Raw genomic sequence first — 12,837 nt, 5'->3', positions numbered from 1 at the left:
ATGCGTGCGGTTATGGTTGTGAAAGGTTCGCTGCCGGCTGCTTTTGGCTCGCTTCAGTGAGTTTTTCGCGCGGCGGGGGCGAATGGCACGGCTGCAAGTCAAGCTGCGGGCAGCGTGTGATCATGAAAAGTCCTCTGGTGATCATTAGCCTCGTTCGAGTGATCATTGGCCCCGTCCAAGTGATCATGCCGCCGTGCCAGCCGCTCATACTCCTGGCTCAAGTGATCATACGCCAATGAAACTCGCTCATACAGCATCTGCAGCCGCTCATAACAGTAAAAATTCTGCAGAACTATTTACTCATCTCTATCAAAATAGCCATTTTCAGCAAGTAGGCATTCGCTATTTGCTTTCATTTTTTGTACAATGGGTAAAAGAGTTGTTTGGACGAGCGGGAAGGTGATCATCATGTCTAGTGAACTACTGAATAACATTACAGAAGCGATCCTCTATTTCGTTTTGAATCCGGTGTGGCTGGCGGCAGTGCTTGCTGCTGTTTTGCTTGGCTATGTGCGCGTGAAACGGGAGCGGCGGGACTTTACAATTCGTGTGCTTTCCGGATTGACTGAAATGAAACATGCGATTTCATCCGGCTGGCTATACGGGCTTGTGCTGTCGATCCTGATTGCCGGCGCCGGACTCACTGTAGATTTCAACTGGATTGTCCTTTTATCTGTTGTCATGCTGCTCGCCATTATTTCGTTTTCCTATAAACTGGCTTCACCGGTCTATTACGCAGCGATTGCGTTTTTTGGATTGTATGCGCTAGATCGCTTTGCATCAGGCTTTTCGGTAAAGGATTGGTTTGTGCAAGAAGAGCTGGACTTTTTCGGCACGATGGCCGTGACGGTCCCTGTCATCGCAGGACTGTTCTTAGTGACGGAAGGATTATTGATCAGGCGCTATGCCAGCCGCCATGCTTCACCGTTCTTAACGCCTACGAAACGCGGATTGCGTGCAGCGGTCTACCAGGCTAAATTGCTGTGGATTGTTCCGATCGTGCTGGTTGTGCCTGGTCATATGCTTGCGGAATACGTACCGTACTGGCCGCAGTTCACGCTCGGTTCGGAGAGTTTTTCATTGATTCCGGTTCCGCTGGTCATCGGCTTTTCACAAATGGCGCGCGCTTCGTTCCCGGACATCCTGTTCCCTAAAATAGGTGCGGCCGTTGCGTGGCTTGGCATTGCGGTTGCGGCTGTAGGCATCGGTGCAATTTGGATGCCGGTTCTCGGCTGGGCAGCGCTCATCGCAGGCGTCGTATGCCGGATTTTCCTGTCCATTCTCCTGTCGATTACCGAACGAAAACATGCGCTTTTATTGGTTCCTCAGTCAGAAGGGATTTTCGTTGTTTCCGTTCTGGAAGATTCACCGGCAGAGAAAATGGGGATCATTCCCGGCGATCTCATCAAGTCGGTCAACGGCATTACGATTCACAATGAAGATGAACTATATGATGCGATTCAAATAAACGCTGCTCACTGCCGCCTGCAAGTCATCGGACGGGACGGCGAAGTGCGATTGAAACAGCAAGTGCTGTACCGCCACGATCATTTCCGTCTGGGCATGCTGGTCGTGCGGTAAAAGGAGAGAGTGCGATGCAAGATTTTGAAACGAAGCTTCTGCTGGCGATTTTTCTGCCTGGGCTGTTAGTTGTGTTTTTCACCAGAGTGACTTTTCATCATGTCGTCGGCCTCGTTCTGACGCTAGCGCTGATTGCGGCTTCGGTTTATGCAGGGTATACGCATAACTGGCTGCTGTATGTGGCGGACGCCGTTTCATTGACGGTCGGATTCTGGTTTGCATCGCGCATGGTGAAGAATGCACGGGAAAATCAAATCGAAGAATAAAATAAGCGGTTTTCAAAGGAGAGTCCCTCTTTGAAAACCGCGTTTTTGTTCCGTAAATCAAGCTTTGCTGTTTTAGCAGGCGGGGATTTGGGAATCATTATAATAAGTACTATCAAAATAAACTGTAGACCGCCAGAACGGCGATGGTTCCGATCACAACGAACATGACATCCAGCCCGATAAAAGATAAAATAAAAGCAGTAACCGCTCCGATCACGCCGAATAGCACATTATCCTGGATATGCAGAATTGCAGGAAAAATCAGCGCGCCGAGCACAGCAAACGGAATATTACGCAGCACGCCGCTGACAATCGGCGGGAGCTCTTTGCCGTCGAGAAACGTTAAAGGAATCATCCTGGGCAGATAAGTGGCGACCGCCATCCCAAGAATCATCCACCAATATACTGGTCCCATTATTGATCCGCCTTCCTTTCTGTCGTCCATCGATCTACATTTTTATTCGCTTTAACATATAAAAATTCTACTAGAACCGCGGAACCGAGCGTCGCCACAAGAATGGACCATCCGGTTGACAGCAGGTTCGAGTAATACAATGCGCAATGAATACCAGCGCCGATTACAGCCAGCAGAACAACTTTCCGGTTGCCTTTCATGGAAGGAACGAGCAGTCCGATAAACATCGCATACAGTGCAACGGACATGGCCTCCTGTAAAAATTGCGGCAGATTGGCTCCGATGACATGTCCTACCGCTGTAAAAACGACCCAGCTGCTGTAGGCAATCAACGCAACGCCAAACGTAAACGCTGTTGCGATCTTCCCGCCTTTTTGCGTAGAGAGGACGGAAAATGATTCGTCCGTAATACCGAAAGCATAAATCGCTTTCATCCACTTCGGTGCCGGCGCAACATTTTCGCTCAGTGAAGCGGTCATTAAAAAGTGGCGGATGTTGACGATGAATGTATTCATCACGATGAGCCAGGGGGCTACACCGGTGGCAATCAGGCTGAGCGCCATATATTGCGAGGCGCCGGCATAGACGAGCAGGCTCATGGCAGTCGCTTCAAAAATGGACAGACCGGTTGTTTTGGCAAGCAGTCCGAATGTCAGGGCGACAGGGAAGTAGCCGATCGCAATGCTCGTCCCTGCTTTTACGCCTTGAGAAAAGGTTGTGTTCATCTGGCAGCCCATCTTTCTAAAGGAATCTGTCTGCTATTATACTATAAGTTAATTCGAAACGGTGAGGGTGTTTGCGATGAATGAATGGCTGTCGATCGATAAAGTAGAAGAACTGGCTGAACAATATGAAGCGATTGGACTGTATATGGGTCTGCTGCCCCCTTTCATTGAGGCCTTTTTGCCGTTCCTGCCGCTCGTCGTATTCGTGATCGCCAACGCCATTGCATTCGGCTTCTGGTATGGATTTCTGCTATCCTGGGCGGGAACGGTGGCGGGATCGTACGCAGTGTTTCTGCTGGTGCGCTATTACGGCCACAATCGTTTTTTCTCCTTTCTCAAAAGACCGGCGAAAGTGCAGAAACTGATCCACTGGGTCGAGCGGAACGGTTTCGGACCGCTGTTCATTCTGATCTGTTTCCCGTTCACGCCGTCAGCGCTCGTCAATCTGGTGGCAGGTCTGTCGAATATGAATAAGAAGAATTATTTGTTCGCTCTGATGCTCGGGAAGCTTGTGATGATTATTATGATTACGTATATCGGCTACGATGTCCGTGCTTTGTTTACGAATCCAATCCGGACGCTGATTATGCTAGTTGTGATCTTCTTGCTGTGGCTGGTGGGAAAATGGTTCGAGGGTAGGCTCAACAAGAAAGTGGAACAAGATTTTAAAAGCTTCTCCACTTTAAACAAGTCAGACAAAGAAAATTAAAATATTTCCTGTCTCTCCTCTCTTTCGGTACAATGGAAGAAAGGGCGGGGACGGGATTTTTTGTTGTTGCAGGATGTTTGAAGTTTAAGAGCTTAAGAGCTAGTTAGTGAGCAGTATGGGATTTTCGCTGCGGGTTGGGGCGCTTTCCCGAGGGCGTGGCTTGAGCCTCCTCGTCCGCTGGCGCTACCTGCGGGGTCTCAAGGCGCACGCTGATCCTCCGGGAGTCGCCCCACCCTACGCTTCAATCCTAATTATGTTTGTGAATGGCTTTAGTAAGTTCATTGCAATTGTCTAACATCTGGGAAGCTTTGTAATTCAAGTAGTATATAAAGTATTCATGTCTCATTGGCTAGATTTAAAGAAGGACTAGCATTAAACAATATTCTTAAATCAAAGCAAAGTCATTTTCTTGCTGGTTTTTGACATTGAACTCATGCTGTGGAATTGATAAAGCAAAAATAGAGAAAAGTCGCGTTACTTATTGTAATGCCGGGACTTTTTACCACATAATAATTCCTGAAAAACAAGCCAGTGTACCGGAGTGGAAGGCGGCGACTCTGGGAGGATCAGCCCGACAGGTGAGACAACTTGCGGGAGCGCAGCGACCAAGTTGGCTCACCGCGGGCCCTCCAGAACGCGTCCGCCTGGAACGCAGGGGAACGGTCTCATTCCGCATACCTGTTATATAGATCACAATAAACCACTTACCTTGATCTGATATATTTTATGAATTAGCAACACGAAAGGAGCACAAAACCATGTCACTGCGTTTCATAACTGGCCGATCAGGAACCGGCAAGACACACTTCATTGAAAAGGAGATTGCTGAAGAATTGAAGCAGCGTCCGATGGGGCCGCCGATTATTGTCATCGTGCCGGACCAGCTGTCGTACTCCATGGAATACAGCCTCTCCGTCAAATTCGGGCTCAGCGGCATGATCCGCGCCCAAGTCCTGACGTTCAAACGGCTCGCCTGGCGCGTGTTGCAGGAAGTCGGCGGCATCACACGCGAAGAAGTCGACAGCTTCGGCTATCGCATGCTGGTCCGCAGCGTCCTTGAGGAAAATAAGGAAGACTTCCGTCTGTTCAAGCAGGCCGCTTCGAAACACGGCTTCGCCGAACAAATCAGCGATGTCATGAAAGAATTTAGCAAATACTGCATCGACCAGCAAGCATTCTCGGCACTCACGAGCTCCTTGGAAGACACGCAGGCACCGCGCATCCTGCAGGATAAAGCGCATGATCTGCAGCTGCTGCTCGGAAAGATTGAAGAACGGCTCGGCACAACGTATATGGACAGCGAAGGCCAGCTGAACGCCCTCGCCATGCAAATTCCGCATGCAGAGTGGCTGAAAGATGCCTCCGTTTACATAGACGGCTTCGGTGATTTCACGACACAGGAATATAATATTATCTCTCAATTAATGAAATATACAAAGCGTGTCAATGTCGTGCTGCCAATGGAAGATTCCCAGCACAGCGGCGAGCATGAATTATTCTATACTGCTGAACAGCAATTTGCGACGCTTCAGCAGCTGGCATACAGCGATTCAGTGCTGCTCGATGAAACCGTTCATTTGACCGGTCTGCAGCGTTTCATGAATGAAGAGCTGCGCCATCTGGAAAGACAATTTGATCGTTATCCGCCTGACGCAATTGAATCAGAAGGACATATCCGGCTGATTGAAGCGACAAACCGGCGCGCAGAAGTACATGCGGTCGCTCGTTCGATTCGCAAAATGATGCGTGAAGGCAAGCGTTACCGGGATATCGCTGTGATTTACAGACAGCCGGAAGAATATGATGAACTGCTTCAGATGACTTTTTCGCAATACGATATCCCGGTGTTCATCAGCAGGAAAAAGCCGATGCTGCATCACCCGCTTATCGAATTTGCGCGTTCATTGCTTGAAGCAGTGCGTACGGACTGGTCGTATGAAGCGGTATTCCGCGCGGTCAAAACAGACCTCTTTTTCCCCGCCAATGAAAGCAAACAGGTGTGGCGGGAGCGAGCGGACCGGCTGGAAAACTTCGTACTCGCAAAAGGAATTCACGGCAGCAAACGCTGGCTGGATGAAGAGCGCTGGATTGTCAGCCGCTACAGAGGGCTGGAGATGGTCAAAAAAGTCCAGACAGACGAAGAACTTGCGATGCAGGCGGAGTATGCAGAAACACGCGATTTGATCCGTCTGCCGCTGCTTGAACTTGAGGAGAAAATGAAACAGGCGAAAACCGGCCGTGACGTTGCGGAAGCACTGTTCTTTACAATGGAATCGCTGCATGTCTACGATAAAATGGTCGCTCTGGAAAAAGAGGAGCAGGAAGAGCACCGGCTGCGTGCGGCGGCTGAACATGAGCAGGCGTGGAACGGCTGGATCAATGTGCTCGATCAGTTTGTGCTGATGTTCGGCGACAAGGAGCTGCCGTTTACAGAAGCCATAAAAATACTGGATGAAGGGTTTGACACGCTCGAATTTAAACTCATTCCTCCATCGCTCGATCAAGTGACGGTGACGACAGTCGAGCTGTTTAATTCGATGGATGTCGATTGTGTATTCGTGCTCGGCGCGAATGAAGGCGTACTGCCTTTGCGCAATGATCATGAAGGATTGCTGTCAGATAATGACCGGGAGCTGTTCAGCGAGCTGGGCATTACGCTGGCGCCAACTTCAAAAACCCAGCTAATGCGGGAGTCGTATATGGTGTACCGTGCCTTCACGGGGGCGAGGGAGCGTCTGACGGTCAGCTATCCGATTGCAGATGAAGAAGGAAAAGCATTGATTCCGTCGCTGTATGTTCCGAGACTGCAGCAGATTTCCCGCGGGATGCCGGTAGAACTGGCAGTGATCGAGCCGACGGAGCTGCCCGGCACAGAAGATAAAATGCCTTATATCGAGCACCCGGAAGTGTCATTGTCCTATGCAGTGCGCGTTATGCGCCAGGCTAATTCACACGAGGAAATGGGGCCGGAGTGGCAGGCGGTGCTCGCTTATTATAAAGAAGATCCGCTGTGGTCATCGATCATTCAGTCGATTGTCCAGCCTGCATTGAAGCGGCAGAAAACGGAGATGCTCGATCCGCATCTGACTGCCGGGTTGTACGGCAGCTCCTTTACGACCAGTGTGTCGCGGATCGAATCGTATTACAGCTGTCCGTTCCAGCATTTCACGACCTATGGCCTCGGCCTGCAGGACCGCATGGAATTCCAGCTGGAAGCACCGGATATCGGTGATTTATTCCATGCTGCGTTGAAATGGGTATCCGATGAAGTGATGCGCCAGGGGCTGTCATGGGCAGAGTTGACGAGAGAGCAATGCTGGCAGCTCGGCCGTGATGCGATCGACGCGCAGACGCCGAAGTTTTTCCACAAGATTTTGCTGTCGAGCCGGCGGTATGCGTATATTCAGCGCAAACTCATGCAGATTATTCAGCGGACGATCCGCGCCCTGCAGTCGCAGTCGCGCAATTCGAAGTTCACGCCGATTGCGATCGAAGCAGGATTTGGTCCGAATGAAGCCATCCCGCCGCTTGAGATTCAATTGAAGCAAGGGCAGCAGATGCGCATCAGGGGCCGGATCGACCGGGTGGATACGATGAAGAAAGGTGATCAGACATTTCTGCGCGTCGTCGATTATAAATCATCCGCGCGTGCACTTGATCTGACCGAAGTATATTACGGACTGTCGCTGCAAATGCTGACATATCTCGACGTGGCGCTTGAGCATGCGGATGACTGGCTTGGCGTGCATGCAGACCCAGCCGGTGTATTGTATATGTACGTCCATAATCCGATGCTGCGCCTGACGAAAGAACTGGCGGACGATGCAGTGGAAAAAGAACTGATGAAATCATACAAAATGCAGGGCTATATACTGGAAGATGCAGAAGTGGCGCTCGCGATGGATGATAATCTGGAGAGTGAGTCGCTCATTGTTCCCGCTCGGCTGAAAAAAGACGGTTCGTTTTATTCGACGTCGAAAGTATTGCCGACGGAAGATTTGAACATGATGCGCAGTTTCGTGCGCAAGCGGCACAGACAGGCGGGCGACGGCATGCTGGCGGGTGATACACGGGTTTATCCGTACCGTTTGAAAGACCATATGCCGTGTCAGTTCTGTTCGTATCAGTCGATCTGCCAGTTTGACAGGACAGATCCGACGCAGCCTGAACGGAATTACACGCCGCTTAAACCGGAAGAATCATTAGAGAAAATGCGGAAGGAGATAGATCCGAATGCGAATTCCTGAAAAACCGGCACATGAAACCTTTACGGATGAACAATGGAAAGCCATATATGCGTCCGGCAAAGATATTCTCGTCTCTGCCGCAGCGGGTTCTGGAAAAACGAAGGTCCTGATCACCCGGATGATAGAAAAAGTGCTGAATACAGAAAATCCGATTGACGTCGATCAGCTGCTCGTTGTGACCTTTACGAACGCGGCAGCTGCGGAAATGCGTCACCGGATGGCGAGTGCGCTCGAGGCAGCGATTGCGAATGATCCGGCTTCTGTTCATTTGCGCAGGCAGCTGAATCTGCTGAATAAAGCGCAGATTTCTTCCCTGCACTCCTTCTGTCTGCAAGTGGTCAGGCAGTATTCCTATGTACTGGATATCGATCCGGGATTCCGGATTGCGGATCCAGCAGAGGCATCCATTTTACGTGACGATACTGTCGCCGCAGTCCTAGAAGATGCATACAGCCGGCCGGATCCTGAAGCGATCTACCGTCTGAGTGACAGTTTCACGGCGGACCGCAATGACCAGGCGATTGAGACCTTGATCGATAAGCTGTACGACTATTCGCGGGTGCATCCAAATCCCGCCAAGTGGCTGGAAATGATTCCGCAGCAATATGAAATTGGCGATGACTCGGTGATTGACGGTTTATCGTTCATTGGGCCGCTGAAGCTGGCGATCAAACATACGCTCGATGAAGCGAAGACCATTGCGCAGGATCTGCAGCGGCTGGCGGAGATGAATGAAGGCCCGCTGCCGCTGCTGGATACGGCCAAAGCAGATGAAGCCTGGCTGAATCAGGCGATGGACTATGTGACGAACGGCAAGTGGGAAGATGCGTATGCCTATTTCCAGACGCTAACCTGGGTGAAAGCAGGCATGATTAAGAAGGATTCCTGTGATGAAGAGCTGGCGAAACGCGGAAAAGATATGCGTGACTCAGTGAAAAAGATCGTCAATAAGCTGAAGGAAACATATTTCACACGGACGCCTGCACGTTTGCTGGAGGAAATACGGCTGATGGCTCCGCTTATGCATACGCTTGTGGAGCTGGTCGAAGATTTTTCGGCACGTTATCAGGCAGTGAAGGCAGAGCGGGGGCTTGTGGACTTTTCTGATCTGGAACATTACGCGCTGCAGATTTTATCAGCCGAAGAAGATGGCCAATTAACGCCGTCGGATATCGCGCTCGATTATCAGGCGCGCTTTGCGGAAGTGCTGGTCGATGAATACCAGGACACGAATTTCCTGCAGGAAGCGATTTTACAGCTGATCAAGCAGGGAGCGGAAGCGGACGGCAATCTGTTCATGGTCGGCGACGTCAAACAGTCGATCTACCGTTTCCGCCTAGCTGAACCGGGGCTGTTTCTTGGGAAATATGACCGCTTTCTTGATGACTCATCAGAGCAGGGATTGAAAATTGATTTGAATGCAAACTTCCGGAGCCGCAGAGAAGTGCTGGACGCAACAAACTTCATTTTCAGGCAGATCATGGGCACGCGTGTCGGAGAGATTGAATACGATGAGGCGGCCGCGCTCAAATATGGTGCGCAGTATCCTGATAAAGAAGCGGCGGCAGGTCTGACGATTCTGTATGAAAATGAAGAAAACGAAGAGCTTTCGGAAGAACAGGAAGCGCAGCAGGAATTGAAGAAATCTCAGGCGGAGGCCCGTTTCATTGCACAGAAAATCAAGCAGTGGCAGGCGGATCAGGCGCAGACGGCGGATGCGTTCAGCGGCAGGCAGCGTCCCATTGAATACCGGGATATTGTGATTTTGATGCGGTCCATGACGTGGTCGAGTGAAATTGCCGATGAATTAAAAGCAGCAGGGATTCCTGTTTATGTAGAGCTTTCTTCAGGCTATTTTGACGCCATCGAAGTGATGATCATGCTCAATACATTGCGTGTCATCGACAATCCGTATCAGGATATTCCGCTCGTATCGGTGCTGCGCGCGCCGTTTGTCGGCCTGACGGAAAACGAGCTGGCGGAAATCCGTCTGGCGAAACCAAATGCGCCGTTCTATGAAGCCGTACAGCTATTTGTCCAGACAGGCGGAGCGGGAGTGAGTCCCGCGGCACAGAAGAAGCTGCAAAAGTTTTTCATCCGCCTGGAAGACTGGCGCAATATGGCTCGGCATGGTTCATTGTCCGAATTAATCTGGAAGGTCTATCAGGATACGTATTATTATGAAATGGTCGGTATCCTGCCGAACGGCAAACAGCGTCAGGCGAATTTGCGTGCTCTGCATGACCGGGCGATGTCCTATGAGAAAACGTCTTTCCGGGGGCTGTTCCGCTTCTTGCGTTTTATCGACCGCATGCGGAAACGGGGCGATGATCTCGGCGAAGCCCGTTTTATGAGCGAGAAAGAAAATGTAGTGCGGATTATGACGATTCACTCGTCGAAAGGTCTCGAGTTTCCGTATGTATTTCTCGCAGGGATGGGGCGTCCGTTCAATAAAATGGATTTCCATAATCCGTATTTATTTGATCAGCATTTCGGACTCGCGGTGAAAGCGATAGATCCGGAAAAACGCATTACGTTCACATCGCTGCCGTTTTTGGCGGTGAAAGAGAAAAAGGAACTGGAAATGCGTGCCGAAGAAATGCGTGTGCTGTACGTGGCGATGACGCGTGCGAAAGAACATTTGGAGCTGATTGCATCGGTCAAAGATATCGAAAAGACGATCAGTCAATGGCAGGAAGCGCAGCTGCTGGATGAAACAGCACCTCTGCCCGAATATAAACGTTCGCGCGCGGCGGGTTATTTAGACTGGATCGGGCCTGCTGTAGCGCGTCACATGGATTTTGGCAAGTTCGGCAAAGCGGCCGGCGGCGAGTTGATGGATGATGCGTCGGTATGGGAAATCAATGCCTATCCGTTCTCTGCTTTTCATTCGCCAGACAGCACGGAAATCGACGACTGGATCCCGCTGGACAATGAAAACTTACAGGCTGATCCGCAGCTTGTTGAAATGATTACGCAGCGTTTTGAGACGCGCTATCCGTATAAATATGCAGTTGAATTGCCGTCCAAGCAATCGGTCAGTGAGCTGAAGCGCATTGCTCTGCTGGAGCTTGAACGGGGGGACGCGGATCCGTTTGAAGAACGCTCGTCTGACTTTGCGAATCGTCCTTCCTTCCTGCATGACCGCCCGTCGTTTTTACAGAAACGCCAGCTGACGAAAGCAGAGGTCGGCACCGCGATGCATACTGTCATGCAGCATATCGATTTGAAACAGCCGCTGGATATTGCGGAAGCGGAATACTTTATCGCAGAGCTTGTCGGGCGTGAATTGCTGACGAAGGAAGAAGGGACTGCCATTAAGGCTTCAGACATCGTGAAGTTTTTTGCAGCGCCTCTCGGTGAACGGATGAAGCGAGCGGATGAAGTGCTGCGCGAAATGCCGTTTACTTATGCGCTGCCGGCAGAGCAGGGGGAATTCCAGCTGCTGCAGGGGATTGCAGACTGTCTGTTTCACGAAGACGGGGAGTGGGTGCTTGTCGATTACAAAACAGATTATACAGGCAATTTTCATTCGCAGGAGGAAGTGGCGAATGAAATGCAGAAACGCTATGGCACGCAGCTGAGTCTGTATAAGAAGGTGCTGCAGTCCATTTTAGGAATTGACATCAAAGAGATGCTTCTGTACTTATTTGACGGAGCGAAAACAATCAGTTTACAGGAGGAATTAGTTTGAATTTGACTCCTACGCCGCTGAAGGACCGGGTTGAAGGACTCGATTTTCTGCGGGGCATCGCGCTATTAGGGATTTTCATTGCGAATATGCTGCATTTTCATTCGCCTTACGCGTATATGGACCCGTATTCGTGGTTTTCTGCGCCGGGCGAGCAGGCGGCATTTCATTTTATCGATGTATTTGTAGAGGCCAGTTTTTATCCTCTGTTTGCGATGCTGTTTGGCTACGGCATCAATATGCAGTATGAGAAATCATTGCGGAATGGGACGCCTTTTGCGCCATTCATGGCACGCCGTATGAGCTGGCTGCTGGTGTTTGGCGTCCTGCATGCCTTGCTGATCTGGTTTGGTGATATTTTATTCACCTATGCGTTAATGGGCTTTCTCATGATCGCCGTCGTGCGCATTCCGAAAAAATGGCTTTTATCGCTGGCTCTCGTGCTGTATATCGTACCGGCGGGACTGCTGTATGGTTTTCTCGTGATCGGACGGAAAATCAATCCGAACTCGCTGCTGGACGGCTTTGTCGACATTCAGAAAATTGAACTGGCAATTTCGGCTTATGCCCACGGCTCGTTTGCAGAGATTTTCCTGTTCCGTCTGCAGGAGTGGCTGATGTTCGGCGTAACCGGCCTGATTACCTCCATATTTGCGATTTTGCCGCTTATGATGTTCGGCGCAGCACTTTCTAAATGGAAGATCGTCGAGCGGATGTATGAAATGAAAGGCAGGCTGGCAGCTGTCATGATTATTTTCATTTCATTCGGTGTCCTGCTGAAAAATATTCCGTATGTGGATGGACCGAAGTTTGAGAACATTTATCTCGTACAGTCGACGTTTGGCGGAGCGGTCTTGACAATTGGCTATGCTGCACTATTCTTGTTGCTGTGGCAGATTCCGTTTCTGAAAGTGATCACGAAACCGTTCGCAGCAATTGGCAGAATGGCGTTTACGACCTATATCTTGCAATCTGTCATTGCGACGCTGATATTTTATTCATATGGAGCGGGACTCTATGGTAAAGTAGATATCATAACAGGTACGTGGCTCGCCATTGGAATCTTTTTCATTCAGCTGATTGCCGCACAGATCTGGCTGTCCAAATTCCGTATGGGACCCTTGGAATCTATTTGGAGAAAGTTATCTTACGGAAAGAATTTCGGCATTAAAGAGGAAAAAGTATAGAATTTGTCGTAACATA

General features: G+C 50.2%; 9 protein-coding genes. 6 read left to right on the top strand and 3 right to left on the bottom strand.

Annotated features, from left to right (window positions below):
• Positions 1 to 98: 98 nt before the first annotated feature.
• Complete coding sequence (locus GDZ68_RS02225) at positions 99 to 257, bottom strand: hypothetical protein (protein ID WP_153720636.1); 159 nt, start codon at positions 255 to 257, stop codon at positions 99 to 101.
• A gap of 151 nt (positions 258 to 408) precedes the next feature.
• Between GDZ68_RS02225 and GDZ68_RS02220 the strand changes: the two genes are divergently transcribed.
• Both GDZ68_RS02220 and GDZ68_RS02215 read left to right on the top strand, forming a co-directional pair.
• Positions 409 to 1,581 carry a PDZ domain-containing protein gene (locus GDZ68_RS02220; RefSeq protein WP_194841022.1) on the top strand — a complete coding sequence of 391 codons (1,173 nt, stop codon included), beginning with the start codon at positions 409 to 411 and terminating at the stop codon, positions 1,579 to 1,581.
• Positions 1,582 to 1,595: 14 nt separating this feature from the next.
• The gene (locus GDZ68_RS02215) at positions 1,596 to 1,847 is read left to right on the top strand and encodes a CsbA family protein (RefSeq protein WP_153720634.1); all 252 of its coding nucleotides are present in this window, start codon (positions 1,596 to 1,598) and stop codon (positions 1,845 to 1,847) included.
• 112 nt (positions 1,848 to 1,959) lie between these two features.
• On the opposite strand, the gene GDZ68_RS02210 is transcribed toward GDZ68_RS02215, so the two are convergent.
• Together GDZ68_RS02210 and GDZ68_RS02205 are read right to left on the bottom strand one after the other, a co-directional pair.
• Positions 1,960 to 2,262, bottom strand: coding sequence for an AzlD domain-containing protein (locus GDZ68_RS02210; RefSeq protein ID WP_153720633.1), 303 nt, complete (start codon positions 2,260 to 2,262; stop codon positions 1,960 to 1,962).
• Positions 2,262 to 2,987 carry an AzlC family ABC transporter permease gene (locus GDZ68_RS02205; RefSeq protein ID WP_153720632.1) on the bottom strand — a complete coding sequence of 242 codons (726 nt, stop codon included), beginning with the start codon at positions 2,985 to 2,987 and terminating at the stop codon, positions 2,262 to 2,264. The genes GDZ68_RS02210 and GDZ68_RS02205 overlap by 1 nt, the downstream gene beginning before the upstream one ends.
• Before the next feature lie 76 nt (positions 2,988 to 3,063).
• Here GDZ68_RS02205 and GDZ68_RS02200 point away from each other — a divergent pair, with 76 nt between their 5' ends.
• The 4 genes from GDZ68_RS02200 (at position 3,064) to GDZ68_RS02185 (ending at position 12,821) form a co-directional block, all read left to right on the top strand.
• Positions 3,064 to 3,696 (top strand): TVP38/TMEM64 family protein, encoded by a 633-nt coding sequence (locus GDZ68_RS02200; RefSeq protein WP_153720631.1) that lies wholly within the window; start codon positions 3,064 to 3,066, stop codon positions 3,694 to 3,696.
• Between the two features lie 758 nt (positions 3,697 to 4,454).
• Positions 4,455 to 7,943: a helicase-exonuclease AddAB subunit AddB gene (gene addB / locus GDZ68_RS02195; RefSeq protein WP_153720630.1), complete on the top strand. Its 3,489-nt coding sequence runs from the start codon at positions 4,455 to 4,457 to the stop codon at positions 7,941 to 7,943.
• A complete protein-coding gene (addA, locus tag GDZ68_RS02190) occupies positions 7,930 to 11,637 on the top strand; it encodes a helicase-exonuclease AddAB subunit AddA (RefSeq protein ID WP_153720629.1) in 3,708 nt (1,235 codons plus the stop codon). The genes addB and addA overlap by 14 nt, the downstream gene beginning before the upstream one ends.
• Positions 11,634 to 12,821: a DUF418 domain-containing protein gene (locus GDZ68_RS02185; protein ID WP_153720628.1), complete on the top strand. Its 1,188-nt coding sequence runs from the start codon at positions 11,634 to 11,636 to the stop codon at positions 12,819 to 12,821. The genes addA and GDZ68_RS02185 overlap by 4 nt, the downstream gene beginning before the upstream one ends.
• Positions 12,822 to 12,837 lie beyond the last annotated feature (16 nt).

Source organism: Sporosarcina cascadiensis (assembly GCF_009650995.1).
GTDB classification, from domain to species: Bacteria; Bacillota; Bacilli; order Bacillales_A; family Planococcaceae; genus Sporosarcina; species Sporosarcina cascadiensis.
This window is presented reverse-complemented; position numbering and strand designations above follow the sequence as displayed.